The sequence below is a fragment of the Streptomyces subrutilus genome (assembly GCF_008704535.1).
In the GTDB taxonomy this organism is placed as follows: domain Bacteria; phylum Actinomycetota; class Actinomycetes; order Streptomycetales; family Streptomycetaceae; genus Streptomyces; species Streptomyces subrutilus.
In genome coordinates this window covers 5,998,951-6,018,038 of record NZ_CP023701.1, presented here as the reverse complement: position 1 = coordinate 6,018,038, position 19,088 = coordinate 5,998,951, and the positions used below count along the sequence as shown (strand labels likewise).

General features: G+C 73.6%; 17 protein-coding genes. 3 read left to right on the top strand and 14 right to left on the bottom strand.

All coding sequences use genetic code 11. The features are described from left to right. Window positions 1–163: 163 nt before the first annotated feature. From cobT to CP968_RS26665, 7 genes are all read right to left on the bottom strand, one after another. Complete coding sequence (gene cobT, locus CP968_RS26695) at window positions 164–3,391, bottom strand: nicotinate-nucleotide--dimethylbenzimidazole phosphoribosyltransferase (RefSeq protein ID WP_150520422.1); 3,228 nt, start codon at window positions 3,389–3,391, stop codon at window positions 164–166. 258 nt (window positions 3,392–3,649) lie between these two features. After that, a complete protein-coding gene (cbiE, locus tag CP968_RS26690; RefSeq protein WP_150520421.1) occupies window positions 3,650–4,852 on the bottom strand; it encodes a precorrin-6y C5,15-methyltransferase (decarboxylating) subunit CbiE in 1,203 nt (400 codons plus the stop codon). A gap of 79 nt (window positions 4,853–4,931) precedes the next feature. Next, on the bottom strand, window positions 4,932–5,618 hold the full coding sequence (locus tag CP968_RS26685) for a GNAT family N-acetyltransferase (RefSeq protein WP_150520420.1): 687 nt from the start codon (window positions 5,616–5,618) through the stop codon (window positions 4,932–4,934). Between the two features lie 197 nt (window positions 5,619–5,815). After that, window positions 5,816–6,679: a MetQ/NlpA family ABC transporter substrate-binding protein gene (locus CP968_RS26680; RefSeq protein WP_150520419.1), complete on the bottom strand. Its 864-nt coding sequence runs from the start codon at window positions 6,677–6,679 to the stop codon at window positions 5,816–5,818. Window positions 6,680–6,811: 132 nt separating this feature from the next. Next, window positions 6,812–7,480, bottom strand: coding sequence for a methionine ABC transporter permease (locus CP968_RS26675; RefSeq protein WP_150520418.1), 669 nt, complete (start codon window positions 7,478–7,480; stop codon window positions 6,812–6,814). After that, window positions 7,477–8,556: a methionine ABC transporter ATP-binding protein gene (locus tag CP968_RS26670; protein WP_150520417.1), complete on the bottom strand. Its 1,080-nt coding sequence runs from the start codon at window positions 8,554–8,556 to the stop codon at window positions 7,477–7,479. The genes CP968_RS26675 and CP968_RS26670 overlap by 4 nt, the downstream gene beginning before the upstream one ends. 375 nt (window positions 8,557–8,931) lie before the next feature. Next, window positions 8,932–9,585: an HAD-IA family hydrolase gene (locus tag CP968_RS26665; RefSeq protein WP_150520416.1), complete on the bottom strand. Its 654-nt coding sequence runs from the start codon at window positions 9,583–9,585 to the stop codon at window positions 8,932–8,934. 68 nt (window positions 9,586–9,653) lie between these two features. Between CP968_RS26665 and CP968_RS26660 the strand changes: the two genes are divergently transcribed. Beyond that, window positions 9,654–10,022 carry a hypothetical protein gene (locus CP968_RS26660; RefSeq protein WP_150520415.1) on the top strand — a complete coding sequence of 123 codons (369 nt, stop codon included), beginning with the start codon at window positions 9,654–9,656 and terminating at the stop codon, window positions 10,020–10,022. Further along, a complete protein-coding gene (locus tag CP968_RS26655; protein WP_150520414.1) occupies window positions 10,015–10,431 on the top strand; it encodes a hypothetical protein in 417 nt (138 codons plus the stop codon). The genes CP968_RS26660 and CP968_RS26655 overlap by 8 nt, the downstream gene beginning before the upstream one ends. Before the next feature lie 48 nt (window positions 10,432–10,479). On the opposite strand, the gene CP968_RS26650 is transcribed toward CP968_RS26655, so the two are convergent. The 3 genes from CP968_RS26650 to CP968_RS26640 form a co-directional block, all read right to left on the bottom strand. Further along, window positions 10,480–10,986 carry a GNAT family N-acetyltransferase gene (locus tag CP968_RS26650; protein WP_150520413.1) on the bottom strand — a complete coding sequence of 169 codons (507 nt, stop codon included), beginning with the start codon at window positions 10,984–10,986 and terminating at the stop codon, window positions 10,480–10,482. Between the two features lie 37 nt (window positions 10,987–11,023). Continuing rightward, entirely contained in the window at window positions 11,024–11,545 is a 522-nt protein-coding gene (locus CP968_RS26645; RefSeq protein ID WP_150520412.1) for a sigma-70 family RNA polymerase sigma factor, read from the bottom strand. A 73-nt stretch (window positions 11,546–11,618) separates the two neighbouring features. Beyond that, window positions 11,619–12,806: a glycerophosphodiester phosphodiesterase gene (locus CP968_RS26640; RefSeq protein ID WP_150520411.1), complete on the bottom strand. Its 1,188-nt coding sequence runs from the start codon at window positions 12,804–12,806 to the stop codon at window positions 11,619–11,621. Window positions 12,807–13,047: 241 nt separating this feature from the next. Between CP968_RS26640 and CP968_RS26635 the strand changes: the two genes are divergently transcribed. Then, window positions 13,048–13,755, top strand: a complete 708-nt coding sequence (locus CP968_RS26635) for a lysophospholipid acyltransferase family protein (protein ID WP_189829001.1) — start codon at window positions 13,048–13,050, stop codon at window positions 13,753–13,755. Window positions 13,756–13,770: 15 nt separating this feature from the next. Here the strand turns inward: CP968_RS26635 and CP968_RS26630 are convergent, their stop codons facing one another. The 4 genes from CP968_RS26630 to argH form a co-directional block, all read right to left on the bottom strand. Beyond that, entirely contained in the window at window positions 13,771–15,246 is a 1,476-nt protein-coding gene (locus CP968_RS26630) for a membrane-associated oxidoreductase (RefSeq protein WP_150520409.1), read from the bottom strand. Window positions 15,247–15,315: 69 nt separating this feature from the next. Beyond that, window positions 15,316–16,860 carry an MFS transporter gene (locus CP968_RS26625; RefSeq protein ID WP_150520408.1) on the bottom strand — a complete coding sequence of 515 codons (1,545 nt, stop codon included), beginning with the start codon at window positions 16,858–16,860 and terminating at the stop codon, window positions 15,316–15,318. Beyond that, window positions 16,860–17,408, bottom strand: coding sequence for a TetR/AcrR family transcriptional regulator (locus CP968_RS26620; RefSeq protein ID WP_150520407.1), 549 nt, complete (start codon window positions 17,406–17,408; stop codon window positions 16,860–16,862). The genes CP968_RS26625 and CP968_RS26620 overlap by 1 nt, the downstream gene beginning before the upstream one ends. A 199-nt stretch (window positions 17,409–17,607) precedes the next feature. Then, window positions 17,608–19,035 (bottom strand): argininosuccinate lyase, encoded by a 1,428-nt coding sequence (gene argH, locus CP968_RS26615; RefSeq protein ID WP_150520406.1) that lies wholly within the window; start codon window positions 19,033–19,035, stop codon window positions 17,608–17,610. Between the last annotated feature and the right edge of the window lie 53 nt (window positions 19,036–19,088).

The window sequence follows — 19,088 nt, the reverse complement described above, 5'->3', positions numbered from 1 at the left end:
GGCCGGTGGGACGCGTCCGCGCGGGGGCGGTGGCCCGGGCGGCGGGGCCGGGCCTGCGCCGGGGCGGCTGCGGGCCGGCGCAGGCCCGGGCCGTACCGGCCCCGTCGGCCGCCCGGTGGGCCCGCGGGGACGCGCCGGGCGTCCCCGCGGAGCCCCGCGGGAGCTACTTCTCCGTCACGCCGGCCGAGTCGAAGGTGGCGACCTCGTGCATCGCCCGGGCCGCGCTCTGCACCAGCGGCAGGGCCAGCAGGGCGCCCGTGCCCTCGCCGAGGCGGAGGTCCAGGTCGACCAGCGGGCGCAGGCCGAGGGCGTTCAGGGCCGCGACGTGGCCCGGCTCGGCGCTGCGGTGGCCGGCGATGCAGGCCGACAGGGACTCGGGGGCGATGGCGCGGGCGACCAGGGCGGCCGCGCCGGCGCTGACGCCGTCGAGGATCACCGGCGTGCGGAGGGAGGCTCCGCCGAGGAGCAGTCCGACGATGGCCGCGTGCTCCAGGCCGCCGACGGCCGCGAGGACGCCGACCGGGTCGGCCGGGTCCGGCTGGTGGAGGTCCAGGGCCCGGCGTACGACCTCGACCTTGCGGGCGTGGGTCTCGTCGTTGATGCCCGTGCCGCGGCCGGTGACCTCGGCCGGGTCCGCGCCGGTGAAGACGGAGATCAGCGCGGCGGACACCGTGGTGTTCGCGATGCCCATCTCTCCGGTGAGCAGGGCCTTGTTGCCGGCCGCGACCAGGTCGCGGGCGGTCTCGATGCCGACCTCGATCGCGGCGACGGCCTCCTCGCGGCTCATCGCGGGGCCGACGGAGAGGTCGGCCGTGCCGGGGCGGACCTTGCGGGGCAGCAGGCCGGGGGTGGCCGGCAGGTCGCCCGCGACGCCCACGTCGATCACGCAGACCTCCGCGCCCACCTGGTTGGCGAACGCGTTGCAGACCGCGCCGCCGCCCAGGAAGTTGGCCACCATCTGCGTGGTGACCTCCTGCGGCCAGGGGGTGACGCCCTGCGCGTGCACCCCGTGGTCGCCGGCGAAGATCGCGACGGCGGCCGGTTCGGGGATGGGCGGCGGGCAGACCCGGGAGAGCCCGGCGAGCTGCGCGGAGATGATTTCGAGCATGCCCAGGGCCCCGGCGGGCTTGGTCATGCGCTTCTGGCGCTCCCAGGCCTCGCCGAGCGCCTTGGCGTCGAGGGGCCGGATGCTGGCGACGGTCTCCGAGAGCAGGTCGTGCGGCTCCTCGCCGGGCAGCGCGCGACGGCCGTACGTCTCCTCGTGGACGACCCAGGACAGCGGTCGGCGCTGGGACCAGCCGGCCTGCGCCAGCTCGGGCTCCTCCGGGAACTCGTCGACGTACCCGACGCACAGGTAGGCGACGACTTCCAGGTGTTCGGGCAGGCCCAGCTCGCGGACCATCTCGCGCTCGTCGAAGAAGCTGACCCAGCCGACGCCGAGGCCCTCGGCGCGGGCGGCGAGCCAGAGGTTCTCCACCGCGAGGGCGGACGAGTACGGGGCCATCTGCGGCTGGGTGTGCCGGCCGAGGGTGTGGCGGCCGCCGCGGGTGGGGTCGGCGGTGACGACGATGTTCACCGGGGTGTCGAGGATGGCCTCGATCTTCAGTTCCTTGAACTGCTTCGCGCGGCCCTTGGGCAGCGACTTGGCGTAGGCCTCGCGCTGGCGCTCGGCGAGCTCGTGCATCGTGCGACGGGTCTCGGCCGAGCGGATGACGACGAAGTCCCAGGGCTGGGAGTGGCCGACGCTGGGTGCGGTGTGGGCCGCCTCCAGGACGCGGAGCAGCACCTCGTGCGGGATGGGGTCGGTGCGGAAGCCCTTGCGGATGTCGCGGCGCTCGCGCATCACGCGCAGCACCGCCTCGCGCTCGGCGTCGGCGTAGGCGGGAGCCGCTTCGCCGCCCTGGGCCATCGATACCTCTTCCGCGGCCGCCGGCGCCGCCTCGGCCTCCGCCGGGACGTCCGCGGCCACGGCGACGGCCGCGGCCGGTGCCTCGTCCGGTGCCGTGGACGCCTCGTGCGGTGCCGCCGGCGCAGCCTCGACCCGCGTCTCCACCGGCGTCTCCACCTCCGCTTCGGCCGCCTCCGCGGCACGCGCCGGTGCGCCCTCTTCGGCCTCCGTGACCGCCTCGGCCGCGGGGGCCGCCGGTGCGGGCTCGGGCGCGGGTACGGGCTCGGGCTCGGGTGCGGGCTCGGGCTCGGGTGCGGGCACCGGCGCGGGCGGGGGTGCCTCTCCGGCCGGCTCGGCCGGAGCGACCGGCTCCGCCGCCACTGCCCCGTCGGCGGGCTCCGCGCCGGTCGCGTCCGCTTCCGGCGCTTCCGCGGCTGCCGTCTCGGGCGCCGTCTCGGGTTCGGCGGGCGCCGCTTCGACCGGTTCCGCCGGTGCCTCGGCCGCCGGGGTCTGCACCGGCGCCGCCTCGGGTGCCTCGGATGCCGCGGGTGCCTCGATTGCCGCGGGTGCCTCGGGCTCGGCCGTCTCGGCCGCGGGCTCCGCCAACGGCTCGGCCGCCACCGGGGCCTCGGCCGCCGGGGCTTCCTCGACGGGCGGTGCCGGGAGGGGTTCGGCCTCGGGGGCCGGGGCGTCCTCGGCGGCCGGGGGCCGGACCACCGTCGCCGCGGGTGCCTCCACCGGCTCCGGCTCCGGGGCCGGGGCCGGGGCGGGTTCGGGGGCCGGTCCGGGGGTGAAGGCGGGCTCAGGGGTCCACGGGGCGCCGGCCTGCGGCGGGATCTCGCCGAGCTGCGGGGCGTGCTCCGCGCGGGGGATGTCCAGGTACTCGGGGCCGGTGGTCGGCGGGCCCGCCTGGCGCGTCGGGACGTTCGGGGCGGCGGGGGCCGGGGCGGCGGCCGGGCCGCGGTCCGCGAGGGACCGTACGACGCCGCCGGTGGCCTCGGGGACGGGCGGGCCCATGTGCAGCGGACGGCGGATGGGGGTGGCGGGCGCGACCGGGATCGGGGTGGCGACCGGGGGCGGGCCGACGAGTCCGCCGAGGTCGAGGGAGCCGGAGTCGCGGCCGCCGGCCTCGTGGGCACCCGCGCTGTAGGAGGCCTCGGGGTAGGCGGGCCGGGTGAAGTCGGGGTACGCGGCGGGCTCGGCGTACGCGGCCGGAGCCTGCTGGTAGGCGGGCTCGGCGCCGTAGGGCGCGTCCGCGTAGGACGGGGCGGGGAAGGCGGGGGCGGGCGGCACCACCTGCGGGTCGCTCCACGCGCCCTGGCCGCTCGGCATGAGCAGCAGTTCCTCGTCCTCCGGTTCGGCCGGGTCGTCCACGAGGTCCTGGAAGGCGTAGCTCCCGGTAGCCGGTGCCGGGATCTGGACCGGGGCGGGGATGGCCTGCTGATCCACCATGCCCGCACTGTCCGGGAGACCCTCGCCCGGAACCTGGCCGGTGTCAGTCATGCGTACCCCTCGCCCATCGGTGTTGCCTCTTCGATCGCCCGGCGCCCACGTGACCAACGAGCGGGGTCGCCGTACGACGCGCTCGCCTCGCGGACGTCTCCACGACAACCACTAAGCATTGTCGCGCCCGTTCGCCACCGCGGCGGCCATAACCGCCGCGGTCCGCTGTGGACTGCGCCACGTCGCGCGTCCGGCCGTGCCGCGGTGCCCGGTTCACCGGGCGGTACGACGATCGGCCAGCCTACCCCGGCCCCCGTCTCAGCGGGCCGGGGGGCGTTCCGCGGACAGCAGGAAGACCACGGAACGGTCCTGTTCGGCCCAGGTGCGGGGGTCCAGGTCCACGGACTGGAGCAGGGCGCACTCGACGGTGTACCCGTGTTCGGTGAGCGCGCGGCCGATGGCCTCCGCCTCGTCGCGGGTGGAGGCGTGGCTGACGATCCGTTCGGGGCGGCGGTCGGCGACCGCGGCGACGACCTCGGCCCCGCCGCCGCCGACGCGGACGACGTCGGGCTCGGGCAGGTCCTCCAGGACGTGCGGGGCGCGTCCGGCGACGACCTGGAGCAGTACGCCGCGCCGGCGGGCGGCGGCGGTGACGCGTTCGCAGGCGAGGGGGTCGGCGTCGACGGCGATGACGGCGGCGCCGTGCGCGGCCGCGTCGACGGCGACGCCGCCGGAGCCCGAGCCGATGTCCCAGACGAGGTCGCCGGGGCGGGGGCCGAGCCGGGCGAGCTGGGCGGCGCGCAGTTGGGAGGTCTGCCCCTCCCCCGCGTCGGCCTGGGGCCGGGCCCAGCCGCGTGCGGCGGAGGTAGCGGGGTGCTGGCCGAGGCGCCAGCCCGGTTCGGCGGGGGCGGCCTGCTGCGAGCCGCCGATGACGATGACGACGTTGGGGTCGCGCCAGGTGTGGTCGGCGGCCTTGTCGGAGGTGAGGACGCTCACCTGCTCCTTGTCGGTGCCCAGTTCCTCGCAGACGACGAAGGTGCGGTGCACCCCGTCGAGCAGGAGGGCGAGTTCGGCGGGGCCGGCGCCGGGCGAGGTGAGGACGGCGACCTTGCCGTGGGCGCGGCAGACGTTGACGGCGCGGCGCAGGGTGCGGGGGTGGGCGACGACGACCTGGGCGTCGTCCCAGGGCATGCCGGCGCGGGCGAAGGCGGCGGCGACGGCCGAGACGGCGGGGACGACCTCGACCTCCAGGCCGTGCTCGGGGGCGCGCAGGGTCCGTACGACGCCGAAGAAGCCGGGGTCGCCGTCGGCGAAGACGACGGCCGTGCCGCGGTGGCCGGCGATGCGGCGGGCGGCGAGGCCGAGGCTGCCGAGGCGGATGCGCTCGGCGGTGGGCGGGACTTCGGGCAGCGCGAGGTGGTGCGCGGCGCCGGCCACGAGGGTGGCGGCGGAGAGCGCGGACCGGGCCGCCGCGGTCAGGGGCGAGCCGTCCCAGCCGATCACCGTGACCCGGTCGGCCATCGTCGTCAGTCTCCTGGAGTGCGGTCAGGCGGGGCTTCGTCAGGGGGGTCGGGCACGGTGAGACTACCTGGTCATCGGGTCAGTTCCAGTCGGCGCCGACGGCGAAGCCGCTCGCCCCGGTGCGGCGGCCGAAACCGTCGCCCGCGTAGGCGTCGTACCCGTCGTAGCCCTCGTACCCCTCGGCGTCGTCGAGGTCCTCGGGGACCAGGCTCCAGACGATGAGGTCGGTGCGGGTGTCGGCCCAGGTGCCGTCGGGGTTCTGGGTGCGCACTATCCAGGCGTTGCGCAGGACGCCCTCGCTGATGCAGCCGATCTTCTGGGCGACCTGCTGCGAGGCGGTGTTGTCGGCGGCGGTGCGCAGTTCGAGGCGCTCGAACCCCTGGTCGCGGAAGAGCCATTGGGCGACGGCGAGCACGGACTCGCTGGCGTAGCCCTCGCCGCGGGCCCAGGGGGCGGTGACGTAGCCGACCTCGGTGGCGCGGGTGCGCCAGTTGGTGTTGCGGAGGTGGACGATGCCGACGAGGCGCTGGGTGAGGAATTCGGTGACGGCGAGGACGATGCCGCGGCCCTCGGTGCGTTCGGCGTGGGAGCGGCGGGTGGCCCAGGCGTGTGCGTCGGCGTGGGTGTAGGGGTGGGGCGCGGTGGTCCAGGCGGTGACGTGCTCGTCGTTCATCATCTCGGCGAGCGCGAGGGCGTCCTCTTCCTCGAAGGCGCGCAGTACCAGCCGGTCCGTGCTGATGGTGACGTCCGGAAAGGTGGTAGTCATGCGCAGCTCCAAGCCTGTGACCGTGGTGCGACCGTGGTGCGGGACGACCGTGGTGCGGGACCGTCGGTGCGGACCGTTCGTGCGGGTCGTAGCCACAGCATGCAGCATCCGGCGGGGTGGGCGCAGGGCCGGGGTTGCCCGGGAGCGGGCAGCGCTCGGCCCCGCGCGCCGGTGGGGCGCGCGGGGCCGGGGAGGGGTCAGGACTGCGGGGCGCCGAAGGCCGGCACGACCGAGCCCTGGTACTTCTCGTCGATGAACTTCTTGACCTCGTCGGAGTTCAGGAGCTTGGCGAGCTTCTGGACGCGCGGGTCGTTCTGGTTGCCGTCCTTGACCGCGAGGAAGTTGGCGTAGGGGTTGCCCTCGGCCTTCTCCAGGATCAGGGCGTCCTTGGCGGGCGACAGGTCGGCCTCGATGGCGTAGTTGCCGTTGATGACGGCGGCGTCCACGTCGTTCAGGGCGCGCGGGACCGTGGCGGCCTCCAGCTCCTTGAACTCCAGGCCCTTCTTGTCGGTGATGTCGGACAGCTTGGCGCTGGTGCCGACGCCCTCCTTGAGGGTGATCAGGTTGTTCGCGGCGAGCAGCTGGAGCGCGCGGCCCTCGTTGGTGGTGTCGTTGGGGACGGCGACGGTCTGGCCGGCCTTGATGTCCGTGAGGGCCTTGACCTTCTTGGAGTACAGGCCGAGGGGCTCCAGGTGCACGTTCACGACGGGCACGATGTGCGTGCCGTTCTTCTTGTTGAAGTCGTCGAGGTACGGCTTGTGCTGGAAGTAGTTGCCGTCGACCTGGCCCTGCTCGGTGGCGGTGTTCGGCAGGACGTAGTCCGTGAACTCCTTGACCTCCAGCTTGAGGCCCTCCTTCGCCGCGAGCTTGTCCTTGACGAAGTTCAGGATGTCGGCGTGGGGGCTCGGGGAGGCCGCGATGACGAGCGGCTTGCTCTCGTCGGCCTTGCCGCCGTCGGCCTTGGAGGAGGACGGGTCCGAGGAGCTGCCGCAGGCGGTGAGGCCGAGGGTGAGCGCGGTGGCGGTGGCGGCGAGGGCGGTGAGCTTGATGTTCTTGCGCACGAAGAGTGCCTTTCTGACTGAACAAGTACCGAGGACTTGCTGGTGGGGGCCCAAGCACGACAAGTGCGGGCTTTTTTCGGGGGTGGTGCGGTGGTGGTGCGGTGGTGGGGGCGGGCCGTGCGGCCCGTGGTCTCAGGCGGTGCGGCCGCGGCGGGCCAGGAGCCGGACGACGCCGTCGCCGATCAGCTGGATCACCGTGACGAGCACGATGAGGACCACGACGGTGGCGACCATGAAGCCGGTCTCGAAGCGCTGGAAGCCGTAGGTGATGGCCTTGGAGCCGAGGCCCTCGCCGCCGACGGCGCCCGCCATGGCGGAGTAGCCGACCAGGGTGATGACCGTGGTGGTGACGCCGGCGACCAGGGAGGGCAGGGCCTGCGGGAGGAGCACCTTGCCGACCAGGGTGGGGACGGAGCCGCCCATGGACTCGACGGCCTCGATCAGGCCGTGGTCCACCTCGCGGACGGCCGTCTCGACGAGCCGGGCGAAGAAGGGGATGGCACCGATGGCGAGCGGGACGATCATCGCGGTGGGGCCGATGAAGGTGCCGACGACGGCCGTGGTGACCGGGATCAGGAAGATCAGCAGGATGATGAACGGCAGCGAGCGGCCTATGTTCACGATCACGCCGAGGACCTTGTTGAGCGGCTGGTTCTGCAGCACGCCGCCCTTGTCGGTGAGGACGAGCAGGATGCCGATGGGCAGTCCGCCCAGGACGGTCACCAGGGTGGACCACAGCACCATGTAGAGGGTGTCGTAGGTGCCCTGGCTGAGCAGGGGCTGCATTTCGGACCAGGTCACTTGGCACCATCCTTGACCAGTGCGGCTGTCTCGGTGTCGCGTACGGCGTCGGTGTCCGCCTCGACCTCGGCGTCCGCGTCGACGACGTCGACCTGGAGGCCCTGCTCGCGCAGGAAGCCCACGGGGACGACGTTGTCCTCGTAGCGGCCGGGCAGCTCGATGCGCATCCGGCCGATCTGGCGCCCGGCGACGGTGTCCATCGCGGCACCGAGGATCGAGATGTCGATGTTGTACGTGCGCGCCAGCTGGGAGACGACCGGCCGGGTGGCGGCGTCGCCGTGGAAGGTGACGTCGACGACGGTGCGGTCGGGGCCGGTGGCGGCGCCGCTGACGGGGAAGAGTTCGGCCGCGAGCTCGGAGCCGGGGGTGGCGAGCAGTTCGGCGACGGTGCCGGACTCGACGACCCGGCCCTTCTTCATCAGGGCGGCCGAGTCGCAGACGGACTTGACGACGTCCATCTCGTGGGTGATGAGCAGGACGGTCAGTCCGAGCTGCTGGTTGAGGTCGCGCAGCAGCTGGAGGACGGAGCGGGTGGTCTCGGGGTCCAGGGCGCTGGTGGCCTCGTCGGAGAGCAGCACCTTGGGGTCGCCGGCCAGGGCGCGGGCGATGCCGACGCGCTGCTTCTGGCCGCCGGAGAGCTGGGCGGGGTAGGCCTTGGCCTTGTCGGCGAGGCCGACGAGGTCGAGGAGTTCCAGGGCCTTGCGGGAGCGCTCGCGGCCGGAGACGCCGAGGATCTCCAGGGGCAGCTCGACGTTGCCCCGGACGGTGCGCGAGGACAGCAGGTTGAAGTGCTGGAAGACCATGCCGATGCGGCTGCGGGCCTCGCGCAGTTCCCTGGAGGCGCGGCGGCCGCGGCCGGCCAGCGCGGTGAGGTCGACCCCGCCGACGCTCACGGTGCCGGTGGTGGGGCGCTCCAGCAGGTTCACGCAGCGGATCAGGGAGGACTTGCCGGCGCCGCTCTGGCCGATGACTCCGAAGACCTCGCCCTCGCGGACGTGGAGATCGACGCCGTCCAGGGCGGTGACCTCGCGGCCACGGGACTGGTAGACCTTCGTGAGGCCCGATGTGGTGATCACAGGATTTCCGTCGCTGTCGAGTGCACGGCGCAGCGGGGTGCCATGCACGGGGCAAACATCTGGGGACGCGATACGGGTCGAACCGTCAGAAGACGATGGGGTCGACGCGCACGGGGGGCAGGAACGGTCCGCGCTGCCGGGAGCGGTGGCGGAGCGGCTCGGCCGATCTCGCTTCGGGGCGCGAGGTGCGGTGGTGGGCCCTCAGAAGGCGCGCATTCGACACATACAACGAGCACCGGGCGTCATCGTCGCCTCGGTCGCAAGGGTGCGGCTGCTCGTCGTGGTCATGGGCCCAAGTAAAGCAGACGTATCCCGTGAACGATCCAGCTCGTCCGGTATGCGGACGTTTTTCGACCGCATACCGGACGACAACGGTCAGGGCCGGCCGTCCGTCCCGATGGTCAGGCCACCCGCGCCGACCTGCACGGACACGGCGGACAGGTCGGGTACGACCAGGTCGGCGCGCAGCTCTCCGGCGGGGTGCGTTGTGGTCAAGGCCACGGTCCGCATGCCGGCCGCCCGGGCGGCCGCGAGACCGGCCGGGGCGTCCTCGAAGACCACGCAGCGGGCCGGGTCCGCGCCGAGCCGCCCGGCCGCCAGCAGAAAGGGCTCGGGGTCCGGCTTGCCGCGGGTGACGTCGTCGGCCGCCACCAGCACCGGGGCGCCGATGCCGGCCTCGCGCAGGCGGGCCTCGGCGAGCGGGCGGGTGGCGGAGGTGACCACCGCCCAGCGGCCGGCCGGGAGCGCGGACAGCAGCTCCTCGGTCCCGGGGAGCAGGACGACGCCGCCCGCCACGTCCTCCACCTCCAGGGCCTCGATGCGGGTGAGCGCGGCGGCCCGCCGCTCGGCGGGCAGCAGCTCGGCGATGATCTCGGCGGCGGGTCGGCCGTGCAGTTCGACCGCGGCGAACCGCTCCTCGGTGATCCCGTACTCCCGGGCCCAGCGGGTCCAGCAGCGGTGGACGGAGTCCATGGAGGAGACGAGGGTGCCGTCGTTGTCGAAGAGGAGGGCGTCGGCGTGCAGTTTCATACCTTCCAGACAAGCGCGGGCCCAGGGGTGCGCGCATCGGGTCTTTCGGCCCGTAATACCCTCGCTGCATGCTCGACGCCCTGACGGTCGCCATCGGCGTGGCCGCACTCGCCCTCGCCGCCTGGTGCGGCCATGCCGCCTGGCGGGACCAGCCGACCAAGGACTGGCACTTCATCGGCATGGCCGTGGTGACCGTGCTGGTCCTGGCCCAGCTGGTGGTGGGGCTGGTCAGGCTGGCGCAGGGCGGGAAGCCGGACGAGGGCGCGGTGATCTTCGTGGCCTACCTGATCGGCGCCTTCGCGGCCGTGCCCGCCGCCGGAATGCTCTCGCTGACCGAGCGCACCAAGTGGGGCTCGGTGACGGTGGCCGCGGGCGCGGTCGTGCTGGCCGTCCTCGAAGTGCGGCTCTACGACATCTGGGGAACCACCGGTGCCTGACACGACGACCGAAACACCCGCGGCCCGCAAGCGGCTCGTCTCCGGACCGGGCCTGCTGCTGGTCTGGCTGTACGGGGTGATGGTGGTGGGCGCGGTCTCGCGCTCCGCCTACCAGATCTCCACGGAGTTCGACCGGGCCCCGCTGCCGTACGCGCTCTCCGGGGTGGCCGCACTGGCCTACGCCTTCATCACGTACTCGCTGGTGCGGGGCGGGGAGCGGGCCCGCAAGGCGGCGCTGGTCTGCTGCGCGGCGGAGCTGGCGGGCGTGCTGGCCGTGGGCACCTGGACCCTGGTGCGGCCGGAGGCCTTCCCCGACGCGACGGTGTGGTCGGACTTCGGGATGGGCTACCTGTTCATCCCGGTGATCCTGCCCGTCACCGGAATGCTCTGGCTGCGGCGCAGGCGCTGACGTGCGGGCGGACGGCTCCGGACACGGGGTCCGGAGCCGGGCCCCGTCCTACGCGCTGACGGCGAACTCGGTCGGGTCCTTGGCGTCCTTCTCCAGGATCACCAGCTGCACCCCGTCGGATGCCGTGCGTCCACCGACCGCGAGGTAGCCCGCCTTGCGGTAGAGCCGCAGGTTGGACTCGCTGCGGTGACCGGAGTGCAGACGGAAGCGGACGGTGCCGTCGTGGCCGGCGAGGGCCTCCTCGACGGCGCGCAGCAGGCGCGCGCCGAGGCCGTGGCCCTGCAGCCGCGGGTGGACGCACAGCTTGGCGATCCGGCCGGTGCCGTCCCCGTCGACGTTGCCGCGGACGGTGCCGACGACCTCGCCCCCGAGCCGGGCGACGAGGACCGTGTCCGCGGCCAGCTCGGCCTTCAGGGAGTCCAGGGACTGGGTGAGCGGCTGGATGAGGTAGTTGCCGTAGAGCTCGGCCTCGCGCTGGAACGCCAGGTACTGCAGTTTGAGGATCTGCTCGGCATCCTCGGCAGCCGCCGCCGATATGGTCACGCTCATGCCCATGTGCGCATGCCTCCCGCTCACCTGGTAGCCCCGTGGTCTACCGCTCCTTTCCCCGCAGGCCAGGAGCCGCAACCTCTGCAGCCAGCATTCTGCGCAGACATCCCAGGCAACGGGAACGGACGGGCCCCAAACTTCCTTGTGAGATACCCAACTCTCCTGCGATTTCACGGTAGGTGAGGTCTCTTGGCGAAAGAAGCGCCCCCATCAGTTCCGGACAGCGTCCGGGCAGCCGGGCGACGGCGGACCGCAGCGCCCGGTTCGCCTCCCCGTGCATCAGGGCGTCCTCCGGGGCGCCGCCCGCGTCCGCGGGGGCCGAACCGTAGGGGATTTCGCGCCGTGCGCGCCGGCGGGCGCGGCGGGCCTCGGCGCGCACGGCCCGGCGCAGCCACCGGGCGCGGCCGGTGGGGTCGGGGGGGCCCGGGCCGCTCTCCAGCAGCCGGACCCAGACGGATTGTTCCAGGTCGGCGGGGTCCACTCCGGCGCCCGGGGCCTCCGCGGCCGCCTCGGCGGAGAGCAACGGGCCGAGCTCGTCGAGCAGATCAGCCTTCAACAGGTCCATGCCGGGCGGGACGAACCGGGCGGGCCCGGCGGTTTCCCCGTCGCGCCCGGCCCACTCGTACGGGAAGCTCCGCTCAGCGGTTGACGGGGCGGCGGCCCGGGCGGAAGTCCTCGGCCGCGAGCAGTCCGGTGTCCGGGTTGTCGGTGAAGATCCCGTCGATGCCCTGCTCGAAGTAGCGGCGGAACGCGCCGAAGGCGTCCCCGTAGGCGGCCGGATCGGCGCCCTTGCGGTACTCGGCCGGGAGGAAGGAGTTCTCGTTGCGCGCGGTGTACGGGTGCACGACCAGCCCGCGGGCGTGCGCGTCCGCGACCAGCCCGGTGGGGGCGCCGAGCCCGCCGGCCGCGTCGCGCGGCAGGACCAGGTCCATGGTGGGGCCGATGCCCTGGGCGAAGCCCGCGATCCACTTCAGGCCCGCGGGCGTGACGAGGTCGGCCACCGTACGGGGGTCCTCGGCCAGTTCGAAGTCCCACGGGCGGGTGTTCGCCGCGGAGAGCAGGACCACCCGCGGGGCGGCGACCAGCCGGGCGAGCCGCTGGATGCTGGACGGTTCGAAGGACTGGAGGATGACGGGCGCGCCGCGGCCGTCGCGTCCGTGGCGGCGCAGCAGGGTGGCGAGGCGCTCCTCCAGGCCGAGGCCCAGCGAGCGGAAGTGGCTGGGGTGCTTGGTCTCGACGTACAGCCAGACCTTCCGGCCGCGGCGCGCGCCCTCGCGGTCGGCCCAGCGCAGCACCTCCTCGAAGGTGGGCACCTCCCACCGGCCGTCGTAGAGGGTGCCGCGCTGGCGCAGGGCCGGGATGCGCTCCTTGGCCCGCAGCCGCTTCAGTTCGGCCAGCGTGAAGTCCTCGGTGAACCAGCCGGTGACCGCGACCCCGTCGACGGACCTGGTGGTGCGCCGGGAGGCGAACTCGGGGTGGTCGGCGACGTCGGTGGTGCCGCCGATCTCGTTCTCGTGCCGGCACACCAGGTGCCCGTCCCGGGTCGGCACGAGGTCCTGCTCGATCACGTCGGCCCCGAGGTCGAGGGCGAGCTGGTAGGAGCCCATCGTGTGCTCCGGCCGGTACCCGCTGGCGCCGCGGTGCCCGATGACCGTCGGGTACGGAAGGTCCCGCAGCCCCCGGTCCGGCCCGCCGCCGCGGCCCCCGTCCCCGGGTGCGGCCTGCGCCGCGGACGCGGTTCCCGCCGCGAGTCCGGTGATGCCCGTACCGGCCGCCAGGACCGCCGCCCCCAGTACCGCGCGCCGCGCTGCCCCACCCTGTGCCATGACTGCCACTCCTCGTCGTGAACGGGGCCCGCGGTCCCGGTCTCCCTGCTGTCCCGGAAACGCCCGACGGCCCGCGGTCGGCGTGCCGATGGTAGGCAAGGGGCGGTGTCGGGAGGGGGTGCTGCGGCGGAACACGGCCGGAACGCGCGTCAACACTGCGTATCCGACACGTGAGCCCGATGTGCGATCAGGCCCGGGCCGCGAGTATCGTCCTCACCTGCACCCCCGCCCGCGGGGCGGTGTGCGCGAACCGCTTTTCGATGCCGGAGGGCCCACGTTGTTCCGTACCGCGCTCATCAAAGCCACTGTCGGACCGGTCATCCGTACGCTGATCCGCACCCGTGTGGAGGGCGTCGAGAACATTCCCGGCTCCGGGCCGGTGATCCTCGCGGGCAACCACCTGACCTTCATCGACTCGATGCTCCTGCCCCTGGTGTGCGACCGCACGGTCCACTTCATCGGCAAGGACGAGTACGTGACGGGCAAGGGCCTCAAGGGCCGGCTGATGGCGTGGTTCTTCACCGGCTCCGGGATGATCCCCGTCGACCGCGACGGCGCCAACGGCGGGGTCGCGGCCCTGATGACCGGCCGCCGCATCCTCGACGAGGGGAAGGTCTTCGGCATCTACCCCGAGGGCACCCGCTCCCCCGACGGCCGGCTGTACCGCGGCCGCACCGGCATCGCCCGCCTCACCCTGATGACCGGCGCCCCCGTGGTCCCGTTCGCGATGATCGGCACCGACAAGCTCCAGCCCGGCGGCGCCGGCATGCCGCGCCCGGGCAAGGTCACGATCCGCTTCGGCGAGCCGATGGAGTTCTCCCGCTACGAGGGCATGGACCGCGACCGCTACGTGCTGCGCGCGGTCACCGACTCGGTGATGGCCGAGGTCATGCGGCTGTCGGGCCAGGAGTACGTGGACATGTACGCCACCAAGGCGAAGGCCGCCTGACCGGGCGTCACCCGGTCACTGTCGCTGCAGGGACCGGGTGACGCCCGCCGCGGTGGTGGTGGCGAGGATCCAGCCGGTCACGATCAGCAGGTACGACAGCCACTGGTACCAGCCGCCCGGCGCGTAGGCCGACTCCTGGCCGAAGCCGATGATCGGCACCAGCAGGTCCAGCGTGTAGAACAGCGGGTTGAAGTCCGGGGCCTCCCCCGGCTTGAGCGGCCGCGGCGCGTGCAGCGCGAACGCGACCGCCCCGGTCACCAGCAGCGCCAGCAGCCAGCCCGCCGCGCGCAGCGGCCGGAACCCGTAGCCGACGGTGACGTCCTGGAGCAGCCCCCAGGCCCGTGCGTGCCGGGGCAGGGTGCGCCGGTGGCGGCGCAGCTTGGCGAGCTGGACGGTCCGGGCGGCGGCCTCGTCACCGGCGGTGCGGTAGGACGCGGCGAGCTGCTCGTAGGCGTACGGGACGTAGCCCGACTCCTCGCGCTCCAGGGCCGGGAGCCGCTGGGCGGCCGGGAGGTGCGGGGCGAGGGCGCGGTAGGTGAGCCCGTCGATGCGGATCTCCTCCGGCCAGGTCTCGGGCGGCATGTGCAGCCGGTCGAACTGGGAGCGCCGCAGGTTGAGGCTGCCCTGGATGGTTTCGCAGGAGCGCAGCCAGACCTCGCCGACCAGGCAGCTGGAGGCGCGCAGGGCGACGCCGCCGGGGTTGACGAACCGGGCGTAGGCGAAGTTGAGCTGGCCCGGTATGCGCGAGCCGGTCAGGTTGACCCGGCCGCGGGCCTCCATCCGCATGGCGCGCAGGTCCGTGCCGACGGTCAGGGTCTCGGCGTGCAGGGCGGTGCCGCCGGGGGCGAGCAGGCGGGCGCCGTCGAGGTTGATCTGGCCGCCGACGGTGGCGCCGTTGACGCGGGTCTGGCCGTGGACGGTGAGGTCGGTGGCGATGACGTCGGTGCCGATGTCGGCGTGGTTGAACTGGAGCGGCGGCTCGGCGCCCGGATCGGCGGCGCCCGGGGTGCCGATGACGGCGCGCTGGAGGAAGAGGCCGCCGGCGATGCGGGCGCCGGCGAGCCGGACGGGCCCGGTGATCGTGCAGCAGGGCAGCCGCAGCACGACCTCGATGGTGACGGAGGTGGCGGTGAGGCCGGGCATCGCCGAGTCGCTGAGCACCAGGGCGCGCAGCTGGGCGCCGTAGACCAGGGGCGAGCGTTCGAACCAGCAGCCGCGCAGCCGGATGGCGTGCTCGACGACGGCGAACTTCAGGTTCAGCTTGCCCGTGATCCGGGCGCCCCGGACGTTGAGACCGGCGACCCGGCCCGGGGCGCGGGGGCCGCCCAGGAGCAGGGCCGTGACCACCTCGGCGCGCACGGTGCGCTCGGGCCCCCAGTCCGCGCCCCCGGCGGCGTCCTCGTCGGGGGCGGTCCGGAAATCGACGCGCCCGCCGCGCGGGAACGCCTCCCACAGGAGGCGTTCGGCCGGGGTCAGATCGTTGATCTCCATCGCCGGGATGGTGTCCCGCGTCCGGGCGTACTGTCAACAGGGTTCGGGGCGCCGTGCGTTGGCGGTGCGTCAGTGCTCGATGCCGTCCTGGAGCCTCTGGCCGCGGAGCAGGAACCAGGCGGCCACCGCGGTGGCCAGCAGGACGACGGCGCCGACGCCCGAGGCGAGCCGCAGCCCGTCGACGAAGGCGACCTGGGCGGCGCCCACCATCTGCTCGGCGGTGGCCGGGTCCAGCGACTTGGCGGCCTCGACGGCGCCGCCGAGGGATTCGTGGGCGGCTTCGGCGACGGGCGCGGGGACGGAGGCCGGGGCGGTGAAGCCCTGGTAGACGCCGGTGACGATGGAGCCGAGCAGGGCGATGCCGAGGGCGGCGCCGAGTTCGTACGCGGTCTCGGAGACGGCCGAGGCCGAGCCGGCCTGCTCCTTGGGGACGCTGGAGAGGATCACGTCGGCGGTGACGGTGAAGGAGAAGCCGGCGCCGAGGCCGACGACGAGCAGGGCCGCGCCGAGCAGCGGGTAGCCGGTCTCCTTGTGGATCACGGTGAGCGCGGCGAGGGCCAGGCCGATGGCGCCGAGGCCGCCGGCGACCAGGCCCCGTACCGAGTACTTGCGGGCGTAGCGGCCGGCGACCAGGCCGGTGGCCACCGCGCCGATGGCGGCGGGCAGCTCGGCGAGACCGGCCTCCAGCGGGTCGCGGCCCTGGACGAGCTGGAGGAACTGGGAGAGGAAGAAGACCAGCCCGGAGAGGCCGAAGACGGTGAGCAGGTCGGCGAGGACGGCGCCGGAGAAGCCCCGGTGCTTGAACAGCCGCATGTCCAGCAGCGGCGACGGCAGGGTGAACTGGCGGCGCACGAAGGCGTACAGGCAGCCTCCGCCGATGACGGCGGCGGCCCAGACGCCCCAGGTAAGGCCGTGGGTGGCGGCGTCCTTGACCGCGTAGACCACACCGATGACACCGATCAGCGAGAGCGCGACGCTGACCAGGTCCCAGGGGCCGGCGACCGGGTTCTTCGACTCGGGCAGCAGCTTGATGCCGACGAGGACGAGCACGGCCATCACGGGGAGGTTGATGAGGAAGACCGAGCCCCACCAGAAGTGCTGGAGCAGGGCTCCGCCGACGACCGGGCCGACCGCCGCGCCGGCCGAGGCGGTGGCGCCCCAGATGCCGATCGCGAGGCTGCGCTCCTTGGGGTCGTGGAAGATGTTGCGGATGAGGGCCAGGGTGGACGGCATCAGCGTGGCGCCCGCGACGCCGAGCAGGGCCCGGGCGAGGATCATCATCTCGGGGCTGTTCGCGTAGGCGTTCAGGACCGATACGGCGCCGAAGGCCGTGGCGCCGAGCAGGAGCAGCTTCTTGCGGCCGATGCGGTCCCCGAGGGAGCCCATGGAGACGAGCAGGCCGGCGATGACGAACGAGTAGATGTCGCCGATCCACAGCAGCTGGGTGCCGGAGGGCTTGAGGTCCTCGCTGAGGGCCGGGGTGGCGAGGCCGAGCACGGTCGCGTCCACGGCGACCAGCAGGACGGCCAGGACGAGCACGGACAGCGCCAGCCAGCGCCCGGGGCTCTTGCCCTCCGCCCCCTTCTGCCGGTTCAGCTCTTCGGTACGGCTCATCACTCCACACTCCGTCGTGCTCCACCGAGCAGCAACTCGGTGATCATGTACTGGAAGTCCTTGGGGGCGACCCGGCCGTCCATGACGGCCCAGGCGCAGGCGCCGATGAGGCCGTAGAGGGCCTCGGTGAGCCAGGCGGCGCTCAGGTCGATGCGGATGTCGCCCTCCTGCTGGCCGCGCCGGAAGAGCGCGCCGACGCGCGCGTCGAGGCGGGCCCATCCCTCGTGGACCTGTTCGCCCTCGAAGAGCTGGTTCTCGGTGACGAGGAAGGCCAGCAGCTGGGCGTTGGGCTCGGCCTGGGCGACGAGCCGCCGCAGGGCCTCGACCGCCGTGCCCTCGTCGAGGCGGGCGCGGTCGAAGGCCCCCTCGAACTCGCGGATGCCGAGCTCTTCGAGGGCCCGTACGAGGGCGTCGCGGCCGGCGAAGTGCCGGTGGAGGGTCGCGCGCCCGATGCCGGCGGTGCGGGCGACCTCGTCCATCGTGGCGGTCGATTTGCGGGAGAGCAGGGCCGCCGCGTCGCGGAGCACCTGGTCACGATCCATGGCCATGAGACAAGCATAACCCGATTGAGACATCAACGTCTCAATCGATCAGTAAATCGGCTGCGTACGCGCGGCCCGGGCCGACTTCGACGCCCTGCGGGACTGGGCGGCGGAGCGGGGCCCGGCGTGAAAACGCCGCGGGGGCGGCCGGAGCAGACGGCTCCGGCCGCCCCGCTCCGGCCGCCCCCGCGGGACGGCTGCGCGCCTACTGCTTGTGCACGGCCCAGGCGTGCTGGATGACCAGGTCCGCCTTGACCTCGGTGAGCTGCACGGCGACGGCCGACGGCGCGGTGCCGCCGCGGCCGTTGCGGGAGGCCAGGGCGCCCTTGACGTTGAGGACGGTGCGGACCTCCGGGGTCAGGTGCTCGGAGATCTTCGCGAACTGCGCGTCGGTCAGCTGGTCGAGTTCGATGCCCTCGGCCTCGCAGACCTTGACGCACTCGCCGGCCACCTCGTGCGCCACGCGGAACGGCACGCCCTGCTTGACCAGCCACTCCGCGATGTCGGTGGCGAGCGAGAAGCCGGCGGGCGCCAGCTCCTCCATCCGCTCCCGGTTGACCGTGAGGGTGGCCATCATGCCGGTGAAGGCCGGCAGCAGGACCTCCAGGGTGTCGCAGGAGTCGAAGACCGGCTCCTTGTCCTCCTGGAGGTCGCGGTTGTAGGCGAGCGGCAGCGCCTTCAGCGTGGCGAGCAGACCGGTCAGGTTGCCGATGAGGCGGCCCGACTTGCCCCGCGCCAGCTCGGCGATGTCCGGGTTCTTCTTCTGCGGCATGATCGACGAGCCGGTGGAGAAGGCGTCGTGCAGGGTGACGAAGGAGAACTCCTTCGTGTTCCAGATGATGATCTCCTCCGCGATCCGGGAGAGGTTGATCCCGATCATCGCGGTGATGAAGGCGAACTCGGCGACGAAGTCCCGCGAGGCCGTCCCGTCGATCGAGTTGCCGACCGAACCGCGCTCGAAGCCCAGGTCGGCGGCGACCGCCTCCGGGTCCAGGCCGAGCGAGGACCCGGCGAGGGCGCCCGAGCCGTACGGGGAGACGGCGGTGCGGGTGTCCCACTGGCGCAGCCGCTCCGCGTCCCGGGACAGCGACTGCACGTGGGCCAGTACGTGGTGGGCGAAGAGCACCGGCTGCGCGTGCTGGAGGTGGGTGCGGCCGGGCATGGCCACGTCCGCGTGGCTCTCGGCGAGGCCGACCAGCGCGTCCTGGAGGTCCGCGATCAGGCCGCCGATGGTGCGGGCGTGGTCGCGCAGGTACATCCGGAAGAGGGTGGCCACCTGGTCGTTGCGGGACCGGCCGGCGCGCAGCTTGCCGCCGAGGTCGGCGCCGAGCCGCTCCAGCAGGCCGCGCTCCAGGGCGGTGTGCACGTCCTCGTCGGCGATGGTGCCGGTGAAGGAGCCGCTGGCCACGTCGGCTTCGAGGAGGTCCAGGCCGGCGGTCATGCGGTCGAGCTCGTCGGCCGTGAGCAGGCCCGCCTTGTGCAGCACGCGGGCGTGGGCGCGCGAGCCGGCGATGTCGTACGGCGCGAGGCGCCAGTCGAAGTGGACCGACGCGGACAGCTTCGCGAGGGCCTCGGCGGGACCGTCGGCGAACCGGCCGCCCCAGAGCCGGACGTCACCGTTGTTGCTGCTCACAGGTACTGCTCCTCAAGACGGTGGATGTGCGGACGGCTCCCCGCCGCGGAGGT